This is a genomic window from Streptomyces sp. NPDC020958 (genome assembly GCF_055562175.1).
The window spans coordinates 91,493-107,351 of record NZ_JBVHFU010000016.1 but is presented as its reverse complement, the minus strand read 5'-3'; the positions used below and the strand labels follow the sequence as shown (position 1 = coordinate 107,351).

The 15,859-nt window shown below is 73.8% G+C and carries 14 protein-coding genes; 11 read left to right on the top strand and 3 right to left on the bottom strand.

What is annotated here, in order from left to right; all coding sequences use genetic code 11:
- Nucleotide 1 precedes the first annotated feature (1 nt).
- The 5 genes from vioC to ACZ3KP_RS33990 are packed head-to-tail and all read left to right on the top strand — an operon-like array spanning nt 2 to nt 4,532.
- A complete protein-coding gene (gene vioC, locus ACZ3KP_RS34010; protein WP_467504254.1) occupies nt 2–1,030 on the top strand; it encodes an arginine beta-hydroxylase, Fe(II)/alpha-ketoglutarate-dependent in 1,029 nt (342 codons plus the stop codon).
- A gap of 7 nt (nt 1,031–1,037) precedes the next feature.
- Nucleotides 1,038–1,784, top strand: a complete 747-nt coding sequence (locus tag ACZ3KP_RS34005; RefSeq protein ID WP_467504252.1) for a GNAT family N-acetyltransferase — start codon at nt 1,038–1,040, stop codon at nt 1,782–1,784.
- A gap of 56 nt (nt 1,785–1,840) precedes the next feature.
- On the top strand, nt 1,841–2,899 hold the full coding sequence (locus ACZ3KP_RS34000; protein ID WP_467504250.1) for a Gfo/Idh/MocA family protein: 1,059 nt from the start codon (nt 1,841–1,843) through the stop codon (nt 2,897–2,899).
- The gene (locus ACZ3KP_RS33995; RefSeq protein ID WP_467504248.1) at nt 2,896–3,870 is read left to right on the top strand and encodes an NAD-dependent epimerase/dehydratase family protein; all 975 of its coding nucleotides are present in this window, start codon (nt 2,896–2,898) and stop codon (nt 3,868–3,870) included. The genes ACZ3KP_RS34000 and ACZ3KP_RS33995 overlap by 4 nt, the downstream gene beginning before the upstream one ends.
- Nucleotides 3,867–4,532: a PIG-L deacetylase family protein gene (locus ACZ3KP_RS33990; RefSeq protein WP_189701420.1), complete on the top strand. Its 666-nt coding sequence runs from the start codon at nt 3,867–3,869 to the stop codon at nt 4,530–4,532. Before ACZ3KP_RS33995 ends, ACZ3KP_RS33990 begins: the two co-directional genes overlap by 4 nt.
- A gap of 55 nt (nt 4,533–4,587) precedes the next feature.
- On the opposite strand, the gene ACZ3KP_RS33985 is transcribed toward ACZ3KP_RS33990, so the two are convergent.
- Nucleotides 4,588–5,964: a condensation domain-containing protein gene (locus tag ACZ3KP_RS33985; protein ID WP_467504246.1), complete on the bottom strand. Its 1,377-nt coding sequence runs from the start codon at nt 5,962–5,964 to the stop codon at nt 4,588–4,590.
- Between the two features lie 172 nt (nt 5,965–6,136).
- Here ACZ3KP_RS33985 and ACZ3KP_RS33980 point away from each other — a divergent pair, with 172 nt between their 5' ends.
- The 4 genes from ACZ3KP_RS33980 to ACZ3KP_RS33965 are packed head-to-tail and all read left to right on the top strand — an operon-like array spanning nt 6,137 to nt 9,935.
- Nucleotides 6,137–6,814, top strand: a complete 678-nt coding sequence (locus tag ACZ3KP_RS33980; protein ID WP_467504245.1) for a class I SAM-dependent DNA methyltransferase — start codon at nt 6,137–6,139, stop codon at nt 6,812–6,814.
- A complete protein-coding gene (locus ACZ3KP_RS33975) occupies nt 6,811–8,061 on the top strand; it encodes an ATP-grasp domain-containing protein (protein ID WP_467504243.1) in 1,251 nt (416 codons plus the stop codon). Before ACZ3KP_RS33980 ends, ACZ3KP_RS33975 begins: the two co-directional genes overlap by 4 nt.
- A 42-nt stretch (nt 8,062–8,103) precedes the next feature.
- Complete coding sequence (locus ACZ3KP_RS33970) at nt 8,104–8,868, top strand: class I SAM-dependent DNA methyltransferase (RefSeq protein WP_467504241.1); 765 nt, start codon at nt 8,104–8,106, stop codon at nt 8,866–8,868.
- A complete protein-coding gene (locus ACZ3KP_RS33965; RefSeq protein WP_467504239.1) occupies nt 8,865–9,935 on the top strand; it encodes a glycosyltransferase family 2 protein in 1,071 nt (356 codons plus the stop codon). Before ACZ3KP_RS33970 ends, ACZ3KP_RS33965 begins: the two co-directional genes overlap by 4 nt.
- Here the strand turns inward: ACZ3KP_RS33965 and ACZ3KP_RS33960 are convergent.
- Complete coding sequence (locus ACZ3KP_RS33960) at nt 9,920–11,629, bottom strand: CocE/NonD family hydrolase (RefSeq protein WP_467504237.1); 1,710 nt, start codon at nt 11,627–11,629, stop codon at nt 9,920–9,922. The two genes, ACZ3KP_RS33965 and ACZ3KP_RS33960, sit on opposite strands and share 16 nt — an antisense overlap.
- 12 nt (nt 11,630–11,641) lie before the next feature.
- Nucleotides 11,642–12,532 (bottom strand): GNAT family N-acetyltransferase, encoded by an 891-nt coding sequence (locus ACZ3KP_RS33955; RefSeq protein ID WP_467504235.1) that lies wholly within the window; start codon nt 12,530–12,532, stop codon nt 11,642–11,644.
- A gap of 252 nt (nt 12,533–12,784) precedes the next feature.
- Between ACZ3KP_RS33955 and ACZ3KP_RS33950 the strand changes: the two genes are divergently transcribed.
- A complete protein-coding gene (locus ACZ3KP_RS33950) occupies nt 12,785–14,494 on the top strand; it encodes a carbamoyltransferase family protein (protein ID WP_467504233.1) in 1,710 nt (569 codons plus the stop codon).
- Nucleotides 14,495–14,575: 81 nt separating this feature from the next.
- Nucleotides 14,576–15,859: an MFS transporter gene (locus tag ACZ3KP_RS33945; RefSeq protein ID WP_467504231.1), complete on the top strand. Its 1,284-nt coding sequence runs from the start codon at nt 14,576–14,578 to the stop codon at nt 15,857–15,859.

Below are 15,859 nucleotides of genomic sequence, written 5' to 3'. Positions count from 1 at the left end.
CATGGGCACACCTTCCGAGGATCACGTCCTGCTGCTGACCCCGGACGAGGCACGGCGGACGGCCGAGCTCACGATCCGCGCCGCGGAGCGCTACACCGGCGACGACGACCCGGCCCTCCTGCTCGACCTGCCCCGGATCGCCGCTGACCTCCCGGTGCGCACCCAGCGCTTCCTGCGCACCTTCGCCATCGACGAGCCCACCGGCTACTGCGTGGTCAGCGGGCACCTCTTCGACCAGGACCGCATCGGCCCCACCCCGGAGCACTGGCGGGGCCGTCCCCGACCCAACCGGGAGTTCCCCGAAGAGGTACTCGTCCTGCTGTACGCGGCGCTGCTCGGCGAGCCGTTCGGCTGGACCACCCAGCAGGACGGCCGGCTGGTGCACGACATCTTCCCCGTCCGCAGCCACGAGAACGACCAGCTCGGCCTCGGCAGCAAGGAGCTGCTGACCTGGCACACCGAGGACGCCTTCCACCCGTACCGCGGCGACTACCTGGTGCTGGCCTCCCTGCGCAACCCCGACAAGGTCGCCACCACCGTGGGCTCGTACGCCGTGGGAGCGCTGTCCGACGACGACGTGGAGGTGCTGTTCGAGGAACGCTTCCACATCGCCCCCGACGAGTCGCACCTGCCCAAGAACAACTCCGCCGGCTCCGGCGGCGACACCGAGCGGTTCGCCACCATCGAGCGGCTGATCCACGAACGCCGCCCGGTGGCAGCCCTGTTCGGCCCGCGCCAGGAGCCGTACCTGCGGCTGGACCCGTACTTCATGGAGGTCCCCGAGGACGACCCGGAGGCCCGCCGCGCCCTCGACAACCTGATCGCGGTCGTCGACTCCGGGCTGCGCGAGGTCGCTCTGGAGCAGGGCGACTGCCTGGTCGTCAACAACCACCGCGTGGTCCACGGCCGGGTGCCCTTCACCGCTCGCTACGACGGCACCGACCGCTGGCTCAAGCGCATCAACGTCACCCATGACCTGCGCCGCTCCCGCACCATGCGGGCGAGCGCAGGCAGCCGCCTGATCGGCTGAGGCGACCGTGGCGCACCCGCCGGCCCTCACGGTCACCAGCCTGGAGCGGGCACCGGAGCTGGAGCCGGCCGTCGACCGGCTGATCACCGGCAACATGCCCGCGTTCATGAGCTGGGAGTCGCCCGGCAACTGGCGCTGGCACCGGCTCTACGACACCTACCCCGCCCACCAGCTCTGCGTCCTGGACGAGGAGGGCCGGCTGGTGGCCGCCGCCAACGGCCTGCCGGTCCCCTGGGACGGCACGGTCGACGGGCTCCCGGAGGGCTCCGACGACGTGCTGGTCTCCGCGTTCGACGGACCGGCCGGCCGCCCGGACGCGCTGTGCATGCTCTCGGTGAGCGTCTGCGCCGGGCTGCGCGGCAGCGGCCTCGCCGAGCGGCTGCTGACCCGGGCCAGGCACGAGGCACGGGCCGCGGGTCTGCGCGGCGTCGTCATCCCGGTCCGCCCCACCCGCAAGGCACGGTACCCACTCGTCCCGATGGCCGACTACGCCCGCTGGCGGCGGCCGGACGGCACACCGTTCGATCCCTGGCTGGCCACCCACGCCGCGCTGGGCGCCGAACTGCTCGCCCCCTGCGACCGCTCGCTGGTGATCAGCCAGCCCGCCGCCCGCTGGGAGGAGATCGCCGGACACCCGCTGCCCGGCCCCGCCCGCCACCTCGTACCGGGCGCCCTCGCCCCGCTGGAGGTCTCCGCGGACGGCGAGGGCGTCTACGCGGAGCCCAACTTCTGGGTGTTCCACCCGGCCACCTGACCCGCCGCACCACCCCCGACCACACCCGAGGAACGACCACACCCGAGGAGTCGCCCATGCCACCGCTGCGACTGGCCGTCGTCGGCTGCGGAGCCGCCGCCCGGTCCTGTCACCTGACCGCGCTGCCGCACGTCCCGCAGATCCGGCTCACCGCCCTGATCGACCCGGACCCCGAGCAGGCCCGTGCCGCCCTCCAGTGGTACACGGACCAGGGCGGCACCGCCGAGGACGTGCTGATCGCCCGCACGGTGGAGGAGGCCGCCGACGCCTTCGACGCCGCCGTGGTCGCCGTACCGCACACCGCGCACGCCGCCGTCGCCGGTGATCTGCTCGCCCGGGGCAAGCACGTGCTGCTGGAGAAGCCGATGGCGACCTCCGCCGCGGACGCCGAGGCCCTCGCCGCCGCCGCGGCCGCCGCCCCGGACACCCGCCTGCTGATGGCCCACCCCCGGCGGCTGTTCCCCGCCAACGCCTGGGTGCGCGGCCTCATCCGGAACGGCGACCTGGGCACCGTCACCCGGGTCCGCTGGACCGAGGGCCACCCCTACAGCTGGGAGCCGGTCTCCTGGTCGATGTTCGACCGGGCTCTCGCCGGCGGCGGCGTCCTCACCGACACGGCCTCCCACGTCTTCGACATCCTGCTGTGGTGGCTCGGCCCGGACGTCGAGGTGGTCGACTACGTCGACGACAGCCTCGGCGGGGTCGAGGCCGACGCCGTCGCCACCCTGCGCATCGGGGGAGTGGAGACCGTGCTGGAGCTGAGCCGGGTCCGCGCCCTCGGCATCAGCTGCGTCGTCACCGGTACCGCCGCCGAGGTGAGCGTCGGCACCGACTTCCCGGCCGGCGAGTGCACCCTGATCACCGCCTCCGGCGAGGAACTGCACCGCGGCGACGTGAGCGCCGTGCCGCCCGCCCAGGACGAATGGGACGACCTCTTCGTCGAGCAGCTCCGCAACTTCGCCGACGTGTGCTCCGGCGCGGACGTGGCACCGCACGCCACCGCCGAGGACGGCCTGCGGGTCGCCCGGCTGATCGAACAGTGCTACACGGGGCCGGCGCGACGCCCGCTGGCCCAGCCCTGGCTGACCGGGACGACGTCGAGGAGCGCGGCATGAACGACTTCGCGGGCAGGCGCGTCGCGGTCACCGGCGCCAGCGGGTTCATCGGGGGACGGGTGGTGGAGCGGCTGGTGCTGGGCACCGGGGCCGAGGTCCGTGCCCTGGTGCGCGGCTACGGCCGGGCCGCCCGGCTCTCCGTGCTGCCGCAGGAACGGCTCGCCTTCCGGGCCGTCGACCTGGACGCCCCGGGGACCCTGCGCAAGGCCCTGGAGGGCTGCGACCTGGTCGTGCACTGCGCGTTCGGGTCGCGGGGCGAGGTCGACGACCGCTGGCGCACCACCGTCGACGGGACCGCGAACCTGCTCGACGCGGCCAAACTCGCCGGCGTCGAGCGGCTGGTGCACCTCAGCACCGTCGACGTGTACGACACCTTTGGCCTGACGCGCTTCGACGAGACCGCCCCGGAGCTCGCCGAGGACGCCGACGACCGCGAGTACGAGCAGCAGAAGGCCGCCGCCGAGCGGCTGGTGCTCGCCGCGCACGGCGACGGCCCCGAGACCGTCGTGCTCCAGCCCGGCGTGGTCTACGGCCCCTGGGGCGGACAGTGGACCGTCGCCCAGCTGACCCGCCCCGCCGAGGAGTTCGAGGAGCTGCCGGTGACCGGTGCGGGCGGCGCCTGCAACGCGGTGTACGTGGACGACGTCGTGGACGCCGTGCTGGCGGCGCTCGCCGAACCCGCCGCGGCGGGGCGGAAGTTCCTCGTGAGCGGACCCGACCAGCCCGGCTGGGGCGAGTTCTTCGACCGGCTGCGCGGCATCCGCGGCCTGCCCGCCCCGGCCGGCACTGCGGCCGGCGGGGCCGTGCCCGACTGGGAGCAGGCGCTCTACGCCAGCCCCGCCCGCGTGGACGCCGCGCTCGCCGCACGCCTCCTGGCCGCGCCCCGGACCACCCTGGACGAGGGCATGACGCGCACGGCGCAGTGGGCGCGCTGGGCCGGGTACGGGGCACCGGGCGGAGCCGGCCGGTGACCCGGGTCCTGGTGATCGCCCCGCACCCCGACGACGAGGTCATCGGCTGCGGCGGCTCCATCGCCAAGCTGGCCCAGTCCGGCGCCGAGGTCACCGTGGTCATCGTCATCCGCCGCGAACGCGGGCTCGCCGACCGGGAGGTCGGGGACGAGGAGTTCGCGGCGGAGACCACCGACGCCTGCCGGGTGCTCGGCGTCAAGCGGTGCATCACGCTGGACGAGCCGTCCCGTGACTTCGCCGCCGACCGGCGGCTGCACCTCGCCGTCGTCAAGGTGCTGCGCGAGGTCCGCCCGGACCGGGTGTACCTGCCGCACCGCGACGACGGGGACGTGGAGCACCGGGCCGTGCACCGGCTCGGCCTGGAGTCGCTGTGGATGGCGGAGTCCGACTTCTTCGAGGAGGCCGGGCCGCCCGCGCCGCCGCCGTCCCTGGTGCTCGGCTACGAGGTGTGGGCCCCGCTCGGCGAGGCCCAGTACACCGAGGACGTCACCGACCAGATCGAGCTGAAGGTCGAGGCCATGCGCTGCTACCGCTCCCAACTGCGGCACGCCGCCTGGGACGAGGCGGTGCGCGGGCTGGCGTCCTACCGGGCCGTCACCAGCGCGGGCCACGGCCACAGCGAGGCCTTCGAGGTGATCCGGATGGCCGGCGCCCGGCCCTGAACGAGCCGGACCGGGGGCCGGCCGTGCGGCCCCCGGTCCCTTCCCGCCGGGCGGCTCAGTCCGCCCGCAGCACGTCCCCGATCGCCGTGTCCGGAGCAGTCAGGAACCTGTGCACCAAGGAGGTGAACTCATGAGCGAGCTCCCGAACGCTCTCCTCGCCGAAGACGTCCGCCGGGAAGAGCACCGTGAAGTCGACTCCGCTGTCGTCGACCGAGGCGAACACCTCCAGGCTCTCGATCTGGTGCTGGTCGCCGGGCACCTCGGTCGGCTCCACCGACAGCCCTCCGGCCTCGCGCCTGCCGCCGCTCCAGCCGCCCGGCGCCACGTCGAAGAAGGTGCACGGCCGCTCCAGCAGCCGGCCCAGGTGGTGCGGGGCGAGGGCGGAGGTCACCTCGGGCGCCGGCACCTGGCCCAGCCGCTGCGTCTCCAGCACCGCCGAACGGACCGTGCGGCTCAGCTCCTTGAAGGTCAGGGACGGGTTGATCCGCACCCGGACCGTCGCGTAGGTGGACAGGAAGGCCACCAGGTCCAGCAGGTGCTCCTCGGTGCGCCGGGTCACCGGGATCAGCGCCGCGAGGTCGCTGCGCCCGCTGCGGGCGTGCAGCGCGCAGAGGTAGGCGGTGAACAGCACCACGAACGGGGTGGTGCGGGCCGACCGGCAGTACTCCGTGAGCAGCGCGCAGGTCTCCGGCGTCAGCGAGCCGTCGAACGTGCCGACCGCGTAACGGTCGTTGGTCTCGCGCAGCATCCCGGGCAGGTACACCGGCGCGTTGGTGCCGATGCCGTCCAGCAGCTCCGCGAAGCGGGCGATCATCTGCCGGGGCTCCGGGTCGCGGCCCAGCCACTCCGCCTCCCAGCGGACGAAGTCCGCGTAGGTGAAGCGCTGTTCGGGCAGCTTGGCCTCGCGGCCCTCGACGGCCGCGGCGTACAGCTCCCACAGCTCGTTCACCAGGATCTCGAACGACTGCCCGTCCACCACCAGATGGTCGACGGCGAGGCCCAGCAGGTGGTCCTGCTCGCCCAGGCGGTAGACGACGCCGCTCATGAGCAGCCCGCCGTCCAGGTCCAGGTTCCGGCTCAGGAAGGCGCCGGCCAGGCGCAGCGCCTCGTCCGCCCGCTCGTCCTCGGGCAGCGCGGTCAGGTCCACGCGCTCGGGCGTGAAGGGGCGGGCCTCGCGGATCTCCTGCCGCCCGGTCCTGCCCCGGTCGGGGAAGGCCGCGCGCAACGCCTCGTGGCGGGCGACGAGCGCGGTCAGTGCCGAGTCCAGGGCGTCCGTGTCGAGGGGGCCGGTCAGCCGGAAGCCCCGGCCGAACATGCGGACCTCCACCCCGAGGTCATGCTTCTCGACCCACTCCTGGATCGCCAGGCGGTCCCTCTGGTCGGACAGCAGCGGAAGCCCTGCGGGACGGCTTCCCTCGTTCGCGGTGCGCATGCGAATTCTCCCTCCGGAAACGAAAAGGAAATGGCGGGCCTGGAAGCGCCCGGCACGGAAATCGAGACTACTGAATGGGGCGGTCGTGATGCAATATGAATCACGCGGAGATTTCTTCGGCGAGTATGCCGATGTTTATGCCGCGGCACCCTACAACGATTTCACGGAGGAAGTGTCGAAAAAACTCCCCGACCTGATTTCCCATTACCGGGCGGGCGGCGGTTCGCTGCTCGACCTGGGCTGCGGCACCGGCACGCTGCTGATCGCGATGGCCGGCTCCTTCGGCACGCTCACCGGCGTCGACCAGTCGTCCGACATGCTGCGGCACGCCGGCGAGGCCGCCCGCCGGGCCGGGGTGGACGTCGACCTGGTCCGCGGCGACCTGCGCGACTACCGCGGCGACCGGCGCCACTCCGTGGTCACCTGTACCTACAACACCGTCAACTACCTGGTCGGCGAGGGCGACCTGGAGCTCGCCGCCCGCACCCTGCGGGCCGCCACCGAGGACGGCGGCCTCGCCGTGCTCGACGCGCACCCCGTCTGGTTCGTCGAACGGGCCTGGGCCGGACAGGTGTTCGTGGAGCAGAACACCGAGGACATCCTGGAGGTCTGGGAGAACCCCTACGACGCCGCGACCGGCCGGGTGGACACCACGGTCACCGTCGTGCGCCGGACCCCCGAGGGCGGCTGGCACCGCGTCCACGAGACCCATCCGCAGCGCGGCCACGACCCGGCCGCGGTCACCGGCGCCCTGCTCGCGGCCGGTTTCACCAGCGTGGACACGTACGCCGGGCTCGACCGCGAGCCGGTGCGCGAGGACACCCGGCGCGTCTGGTACGTGGCCAGGTGACCGACACCCTCCTGATATGCGGGATCGGCTCCGGAATGGACAGGTCGCTCGCCCGTGTGAAAGAAATGGGAGTGCGCGTCCTGGTGGTCACGGACCGCATCACCGAACGCGTCCGGAAAAGCGCCGACATTTACCTGGAGGCGGACCCCGACGATTTCGCCGGTGTCCTGTCGGTAATTCGCGCGGAGTGGCCGGGAAGAATATCCGGCGTCATGACCCTCGGATACGACAATCCACCGGTCGTGGCCCGGCTGGCCGCCGAGCTGGGCTGCCCCGGCGTGCCCGTCGAGGTGGCCGACCTGTGCACCCTGAAGGACCGCCGGATCGCCGCCCTGCACCGGGCCGGGCTGCCCGTGCCCCGGTTCGCCGTCGCCACCACCGCCGACGCCGCCCTGGCCGCGCTGGACCGGATCGGGCTGCCCGCCGTCGTCAAGCCCAGCGACCGCACCGGCTCCCTGGGCGTCGCCAAGCTGGACGCCCTCGGCACCGCGCGGGAACCTGTCGAGCGCGCCCTCGCCCTCAGCCCGACCGGACACGTCGTCGTCGAGGAGTACCTGACCGGCACCGAGCACACCGTGGCCGGGTTCGCCGTCGACGGCAGGCTCCGCGTCACCGGGTTCGCCGACCGCGAGTACGGCGAGAAGGAGCGCTTCTTCCCGCACTTCTTCGAGGGCGGCGACACCCTGCCCTCCGTCCTGGACGAGGCACAGCGCGCCGAGGTGGTGCGCACCGTCCAGCGGGGCGTCGACGCGCTCGGACTGACCACCGCCGTCGTCAACACCGACATCCTGCGCACCCCCGACGGGCGGGTGTACCTGCTGGAGATCACCTGCCGGCTGACCGGCGCCCGCATCGCCACCGAGGTCATGCCGCTCGCCACCGGTGTCGACCCGCTGCCCAACGCCGTCCGGCTCGCCCTGGGCCGCCCGCTCGCCGAGGAGGAACTGCGCCCCACCCGCGACCGGGCGGTCGTCCAGCGCTATCTGCCCGCGGACGGCGGCACCGTCGAATGGGTCGGCGATCTGGCCGAACTCGCCCGCACCCCCGGGGTCCACGACGTCTTCTGGGGCCTGGACCTCGCCCCCGGCACCGTCCTGCCGCCCTACCGCGGCGGCGACGAGGTGCTGGCCGGTGCGATCACCAGCGGCCCGGACACCGCCGCCGCCGAAGCCCTCGCCGCCCGGGTGCTGTCCCGCCTCCCGCTGCGCCTCACCGACCGCCCCGCCGCACCCGCCCCCACGCCCTGACCACGCTCCACCCTCCGACACCCCTCCGACAAGGGAACGCCGATGACCACCACCGCGTACGACCACTGGTCCGACACCTACGAACTGTTCGAGGGCGCCATGGCCGAGGACACCTGGCGCCTGGGCATCGGGGCCGAACTGGCCAAGCTGGCCGCCCCCGGCCCCGTCCGCATCCTCGACCTCGGCGCCGGCACCGGCATGGGCAGCCGGGTGCTGGCCGACCTGGTCCCGCAGGGCGAGGTCACCTCGCTGGACCGCTCGGCGGCCATGCTGGAGCACGGCGGCATACCGCCCGAGCTGCGCATCGTCGGCGACATGGCACGCTTCACCGCCCAGCCCGACGCTTACGACTTCGTGGTCTCCGGCTTCGACGCCCTCAACTACCTGACCGCCGTCGACCTCGCCGAGTGCCTGGGCAACGCGGCCGCGGCCCTGCGCCCCGGCGGCCACCTCGTCTTCGACTACTCCTCCCGCAAGGTCCTCCAGGAGGACTGGCGGAACCTGGAGCACGAGGAGACCCGCGACGGCGTCCGGCTGCACCGCACCCACCGCTGGGACCCCGTGCTGGCCCGCAGCCGGTCGGTGCTCTCCCTGTACGGGGCGGACGGCCTGCTCTGGCGCGAGACCCATGTGCAGTACGTCGTCGACCCGTTCACCATGGAGGAACTCGGCCGGACGGCCGGCCTGCGCACGGTCCGGGTCCGCGACATCGACGGCGACGGCTTCACCCCCGGTCACACCACGCACGTCTACGTGCTGCGCAAGGACGAGCAGGGCGTCGCCGCGGACACCGGGGAGCAGGCATGACCGCCGCCGCGGCCGCCCCGGACGAGGAGCGCACCGAGCGGGTGCTGGCGAGCACCAGCGTGGTCATCGCGCTCCGCGACGACCTGCGCATCCTGGACTGCATCGACTCGGTCGACGAGGACGTGGAGATCGTGCTGGCGCTCAACGGCGCCACGGACGAGATCCGCCGGGTGCTGCGCGAGCACCCGAGGCCGCTGACCGTCACCGAGATACCCGACGCGGGCAACCTCGGCGCCGCCTACAACGCGGGCGCCGAGGCGGCGAGCGGGCGCTATCTGCTGCTGATGGACTCCGACTGCACCTTCGCCCCCGGCGTGGTCCGCATGATGGCCGCGGCCGTCGCCACCGACCCGGTGGTCAAGGGCCAGGTGGTGTACGGCGAGTCCGGCAGCCTGATGAGCCGGCTCACCGCCCGGGTGCGCGAGTACGACGAGGGCGAGTACGTCAGCGCCCTGTCCCCGCCGCTCATCTACGACCGGGCGATCGTCGAGCACATCGGCGGCTACCACTTCGACGGCCTGATCCACTGGTGCGAGGACCGGGAGTTCGACTTCCGTCTCCAGCTGGCCGGCATCCCCGTCCGGCACGTCCCCGAGGCCCGCATCTTCCACGACGCCCAGGTCGGCCTGCAGAACATGCGCAGCTACTTCCGCTACGGCGTCGGCGAGGGGATCGCCCAGGAGACCGGTGTCTTCACCACCCCCGCCGTGCCCGTGCTGTGGCGGCTGTACGAGGCGTCCCGGACGCTCGCCGGGTGCGCCCGCCACAAGGGGATCGGGGCCGCCGCCTACTACGCCCTGCTGAAGGTGGCCTTCCACACCGGCACCCTCTACCACCTGGTACGCGACCCCTACGGCGTGCGGCCCCGCTACCCGGCGACCGCCGCCCGCACCAGGATGCTGCGCGCGATCCCGCAGCACTGCACCGAGCTGACGCCCGCCCAGCGCGAGCGGCTGCGCCGGGCGCATCTGCGGGCCGGTCGGCGGATCGTCCCGCTCACCGACCTCACCGTGTTCCGGCGCGACGGCGATCCGAAGCCCGAGCCGTCGCCTCAGGCCGCGTCGTGAGCGTCCGGCAGCAGACCGGGACAGACCGGGAGCAGCAGCCGCGACGGCCGGCCCGGCCCGTGGTGGACCCGGTTGACGGCCGTGGCCACCGGGGCGTCCGCCAGGGTCAGCGGGGTGCCGCCGGTGTTCGGATTGGGGTCGAACCGCGGGAAGTTGCTGCTGGAGACCTCCAGCCGGACCCGGTGGCCGGGCCGGAAGACGTGCACGACGGTCCCCGCCGCCACCGGCAGCGCGTGGACCGTGTCCGGGACCGGCGGACGCACCCCGTCCAGCCGGGCCCGGTGCCCGGTCCGGACGACGCCGTCGCAGAGGATCTCCGCGCGGCCGTCCGGATGCACGTCGACCAGCTTGGCGGTGAAGTCGGTGTCCGGCGCGGACGAGGAGACGTACAGCTCGGCGACCACCTCCCCGGACACCGTCAGGGGCGCGTCCAGTCGGGGGCCGGTGTAGCAGAGCACGTCCGGGCGGTCCTCCACCGCGCGCTGGTCCAGGGGGCCGCAGTCGGCGCCGACGAACATGCCGGTCATGCAGGTGGCTCCGCCGGCGGTCGGGACGGGGTCGCGGGGGTCGTAGCGGTAGACGTCCGTGACCTCGCGGCGGGGCGGAGCGTGGTGCAGCACGCCCGAGCCGTGCCGGGTACGGGCGTCGCCGTCGCTGTCCAGGTGCAGCGCGAGCGGGACGCTGTCCGCGCCCGGCGGACCGGCGGGGGCGATCCAGCGGTCCGCCCCGCCGGCGAACACCTCCACCGGCGGACCCGCTTGCTCCGTCCCGCCCTTCAGATGCCGGTCGAAGAAGGCGAGATGGGCCGCCGTCATGTCGAACTCCGCCTCGTCGGCGGCGAGTCCGTAGCGCCGCTCGGGGAAGACACCGCCGGTCACGCAGTGCGACCAGGGGCCGATCAGCAGGCGGTCGTCCGGCCGGGGCGACGGTGTCCGCAGGGTGCCCGGCAGGAAGATGTCGTACCAGCCGCCGACCACCAGCGCCGGGGGCCGTCGCCCGTCCGGGGCGGCGGCCAGCCCGCGCCAGTGGTCGTCGGGCCCGGGGTGCTCCAGCCACTCGCGGTAGTAGGGAGCGAGCCGGTCCAGCAGGGGCAGCGCCCGCCAGGGCGCCCGGTAGAGCTCGTCGATGCCGTCCAGCGCCTCGGCCACGGCGCGGACGTCCGCGGCGGTGCCGCCGGCCCGCTCGACCTGCCCGTGCAGCAGGTCGCCGAGCACCCAGTGCAGACAGAACCCGAGCTGGAAGGCGCCGCCCAGGTACGTCCAGCCCTCGTAGGGGTCGGCGGCGGCGACGTGCGGGGCGAGGGCCCGCAGCGCGGGCGGCGCGGCGGCCGCCGCGTGCCACTGCGCGGCACCCTCGTAGGACCGCCCGATCATGCCGACGGTCCCGTCGCACCAGTCCCGGCCCGCGGCCCACTCGACGCTGTCCCGGCCGTCCGCGGCGTCGTCGGCGAACGGCCGGAAGACACCGCCGGACGCGTACCGGCCGCGCACGTCCTGCACCACGAGGCAGTACCCGGCCTCCACCAGCCGCATCCAGTCCAGGGAGCGGCCCCCCGCCGAGGACCCCTTGCCGTACGGGGTCCGCTGGAGGAGGGCCGGCAGCGGGCGGGAGGTGTCCGGGCGGTACACGTCCGCCCGCAGCACCACGCCGTCGCTCATGGGGACGGGCACGTCCCGGTCGATCACGAGTCGCACGGGCGTCTCCTCTCAGTCCCCGGACCGGGCGTAGGTGGGGTAGTGCAGGACCTCGCCGCCGAACCCGAGCTTGAACCGGTTGATCCCGGCCGTCTTCCCGTCCACCTCACCGGTGGATATGCCGCTCAGGTCGAAATGCTCCAGCCCCTCGGCAGCCGCCCGCCTGATGGTCTGGAAATGCACGAAGTTCATCGAGCCGTCGACGCGGTGTTCCGGGTGCGTGGCCACAAAACGCGCCTCCAGCGAATTACGGTTCCGGAAGCATATGGAACCGGCCGCCACCCGGCCCTCGTGCAGCGCGGTGAAAAGGTGGACCGACGGATGCGCCAGCAGATCGTGCAGCAGATCGAGGGGGGCGAGGTCGGGTGAGTCCGCGCGGATCATCGCCGGTGCGTAGAAGTCGTAGAACTCGTCGATCCGGCCGGGGTCGTCGGCGAATTCCAGGCCGCTGCGCAGCGCCCTGCGCACCCGGCTGCGGGTGCTCGGGCGCATCCGGGCGAGGATCGCCTCGTCCCCGCCGCCGGTGGGCACGAGACCGGTGGCGTAGCGCGGGGCGGGCCGGTACCCGGCTGCCGCCAGCACCTCGGGGAAGTCCCACTCCGGAAGCAGCACCAAGGTGGCGGGGCCCAGCCGGGAAACCCCCGTGAGCAGGGCGGACAGCAGTTCGGGGTCCGGGTGTCCGGCCGGTCCCTTCCACATGAACCAGCCGTCCTGACCGCCGTCCTCCAGCAGTGCAGCGGCCCACCGGCCGCCGGGACGGCCCGCGCGCAGCAGGCGTACGGGATCGCCGCGCCCCGACAGCAGCCGGAACCGGCCGGCGCTCTGGTGGAAGTCCTCGGCCGGGACGTCCGCCTCGTCGGGAACGTCGGCGGTGCTGTCCGGATGCATGATCAGACGAAGCACGGCGTGCCCTTTCTTCTGGTTTCTCGCGCGTGGAAATCGGAAAGTGTCCAGCGGTTTTCGAGGCATGCAGAAAAACGGGAGACTGTGAAGAGTGGACCGCGCTGACCGGCGGTTTTGCGCCCGGTGCGGTCTCGGAGAAGGAAAGAGGCCGGCGCCTATTTCATCGGCGCGGTATCGCTGCTAATTTCTAGCGCACCGGTCGTCGTCCGTCAATTACCGGGCCCACGGCCCGTTCGAAGGGAATGACTTGCCATGCGAATTCTCGGTGTGAATGGCTGGCCGGGCGCGAGCCACGACGGGTCCGCCTGCCTCCTGGTCGACGGGAAGGTGGTGGCGTTCGCCGAGGAGGAACGCTTCACCCGGCACAAGCACGGCTACGGCGAGGCCCCGCTGCACGCCGCCGCCTTCTGCCTCCAGGAGGGCGGCCTCGCCCTGGAGGACATCGACGTCGTCGCCCACGGCTGGGACATGCCCTCGCTGCTCACCCGGCGCGGCCTGGACTGGTTCCCCGACAGCGCGCGGGCCCTGGACTTCCTGTTCCCGCGCGAGTACTTCCCCCGCGGCCGCGACCCCGAGCTGGTCTTCGTCCCGCACCACACCGCCCACGCGGCCAGCGCCTACTACTTCTCCGGCCGCGACCAAGGCGCCGTCCTGGTCCTCGACGGCCAGGGCGAGTGCGAGAGCGCCACGCTCGCCTCGGCCGTCGGCGGCGAGCTGAAGGTCCTGGAGGCCGTCCCGCCCGGCTGGTCCCTCGGCTACTTCTACGCCGCCGTCTGCGCGTACGCGGGCCTCGGCGCCGACGCCGCCGGCAAGGCCATGGGCCTCGCCCCCTACGGCACCCCCGGCGACCTGACCTTCGGCGGCGGCCTCAGCTTCCTCGACGACGGCTACGCCGTCGGACCGGTGCCCCGCACCCTGCTGTCCACCGGCAGCACCGACGAGGAGGCGGACACCCTGCGGCTGTGGCTCGCCCACCTGGAGAAGACCAGCGCGCTGCCGCCCAACCGCGCCAGCCGCCACTACGACCGGGAGCGCGGCCGCTACGTCCGGCGCACCGAACGCGACCCCTACGACTACCGGGACCTCGCGGCCACCGCCCAGGAGGCCCTGGAGCGCTCGGTCGTCGCCATGGCCCGCCGGCTGCTGCGCGAGACCGGCCAGGACACCCTGTTGGTGGCCGGCGGCGTCGGCTTCAACGCCACCCTCAACGGCAAGCTCGCCCGGCTGCCCGAGGTGCGCGACCTGTTCGTGCAGCCGCTCGCCGGCGACCAGGGCGTCAGCCTCGGCGCGGCCGGCTGGGTGGCCGCCCAGCACGGCGAGACCATCACGCCGATGACCGGCACCCTCGCCTGGGGCGAGCAGTGGGACGCCGACGCCGTCCGGCGGGTGCTGCACAAGCAGGGCGTCCGCCACACCGAGCACGAGGACATAGCCGACGCGGTGGCCGGGCTGCTGGGCCGCGGCCAGATCGTCGGCTGGCACCAGGGACGCGGCGAGGGCGGCCCCCGGGCCCTGGGCCACCGCTCCATCGTGACCGCGCCGTTCCCGGTGGCCAAACGCGACCGCATCAACCTCACGGTCAAGGACCGCGAGTGGTGGCGGCCGTTCGCGCCCAGCATGCGGCTGGAGGAGGCCCCCACGCTGCTCGGCGACGGCACACCGCTGCCCTACATGATCGTCACCACCCCGGTGCCCGACGCCGGACGGGACGCGATGCCCGCCGTGATCCACGTCGACGGCACCACCCGCCCGCAGACCGTCACCGCCGAGGACGACCCGCTCTACCACCGGCTGCTGGGCCGGGTCGCCGAGCACACCGGACACGCCGTCGTGCTCAACACCTCGTTCAACGGCCGCGACGAGCCGGTCGTGTGGACCCCCTCCGACGCCCTCGCCACCTTCGCCCGCAGCCCGCTGGACGCGCTGGCCCTCGGCCCGTTCCTGATCCGCCGCACCGACTGAACCCCCGCGCCGTACGCACCCGACCGCCCTGTCCGCCGGACGCCTTCGTGCTAGCGTCCTTCCATGCCTTATTAGGTCCGCATGTCCCAGCCGCCGTCCTCCGGCCCCTTCCGCGTCGGCCTGGTGTACCTGTACACCTGCCTGACCGAACTCCTCCCGCTGCACGCCGTCTACGCCCTGCTGATGACCTCGCACGGGGTCTCCACGGGAGAACTGTCGGTTCTCTTCGCGGTGTGGACGGTCACCACCTTCGTCTGCGAGGTGCCCTCCGGGGCCCTGGCCGACCGCTTCCCCCGCCACCGCGTGCTGGCCGCCGCGGCGTTCGCGCAGTGCACCGGGTTCGCCCTGTGGACCGCGCTGCCCTCGCTCGGCTCGTTCGCGGCCGGATTCGTCCTGTGGGGTGCGGGCACCGCCCTCACCTCCGGGACGCTCCAGTCCCTGCTCTACGACGGCCTCGCCGCCGAGGGCCGGGCCGGGCAGTACGCCCGGGTCAGCAGCCGGGTGGCCGCAGTCCAGGCATGCTCGGTGGCGGCCAGCTCCCTGGCCGCCACCCCGCTGGTCCTGCTCGGCGGCTACCCCGCCACCGGCTGGGTGTCCGTCCTGCTCACCCTGCTCGCCGTCCCCACCGCCCTGGGCCTGGGCCGCCGGGCCCCCGGCCCGGAACCGGCCGCCGTGCCGAAACCGGCCCCCGTGCCGGAACCGGAGCCCGAACCGCAGGGCTACCTGGCCGTGCTGCGCGCCGGGCTCGCCGAGGCCCGCGGCACCCCGGGGGTGCGCTCCGCCGTCCTGCTGGCCGCGGCCCTCACCGGCCTCGGCGTGGTGGACGAGTACCTCCCGGTGCTCGCCCGCGAGGCCGGCACGCCCGCCGCGGCCGTACCGCTGCTCCTGCTGCTGCCCTGGGCGGCGATGGCGGCGGGCGGCTTCGCCGGCGGACGCATGGCCGGCGCCGGCGACCGCCTGCTGGCGGTGCTGCTCGGCGCGGGCGGCGCGGCCCTCGCCGCCGGAGCGCTCACCGGCCGCCCGGCCGGGTTCCTCGGCATCGCCGCGTTCTACTGGGTGCTGCGGCTGGCCCAGATCGTCGCCGACGCCCGGCTCCAGCACGCCATCTCCGGACCCGCGCGGGCCACGGTCACCTCGGTCGCCGGGCTCGGCGCCCAGGCCGTCGCCCTCGCCGTCTTCCTGACCCTCGGCCTCGCGGCCCGCTGGGCCTCCGCGGCCGTGCTGGTCGCCCTCACCGCCGTACCGGTGCTGTTGCTGGCCGTCCGGCTGGCCCTGAGACCCGACCCCGCGCACCACGTCCCCCCACCGCAGCCCGACGAGCCCCCGCCTCCGGCACGGACCGGCGCCGTCGAACGACACTCATGA

Excerpts from the sequence above, each read along its gene's own strand:
- vioC (WP_467504254.1), top strand. The coding sequence starts at position 2 with ATGGGCACACCTTCCGAGGATCACGTCCTGCTGCTGACCCCGGACGAG.
- ACZ3KP_RS34000 (WP_467504250.1), top strand. The coding sequence starts at position 1,841 with ATGCCACCGCTGCGACTGGCCGTCGTCGGCTGCGGAGCCGCCGCCCGG.
- ACZ3KP_RS33995 (WP_467504248.1), top strand. The coding sequence starts at position 2,896 with ATGAACGACTTCGCGGGCAGGCGCGTCGCGGTCACCGGCGCCAGCGGG.
- ACZ3KP_RS33985 (WP_467504246.1), bottom strand. The coding sequence starts at position 5,964 with ATGCGCACCGCGAACGAGGGAAGCCGTCCCGCAGGGCTTCCGCTGCTG.
- ACZ3KP_RS33970 (WP_467504241.1), top strand. The coding sequence starts at position 8,104 with ATGACCACCACCGCGTACGACCACTGGTCCGACACCTACGAACTGTTC.
- ACZ3KP_RS33965 (WP_467504239.1), top strand. The coding sequence starts at position 8,865 with ATGACCGCCGCCGCGGCCGCCCCGGACGAGGAGCGCACCGAGCGGGTG.
- ACZ3KP_RS33950 (WP_467504233.1), top strand. The coding sequence starts at position 12,785 with ATGCGAATTCTCGGTGTGAATGGCTGGCCGGGCGCGAGCCACGACGGG.
- ACZ3KP_RS33945 (WP_467504231.1), top strand. The coding sequence starts at position 14,576 with ATGTCCCAGCCGCCGTCCTCCGGCCCCTTCCGCGTCGGCCTGGTGTAC.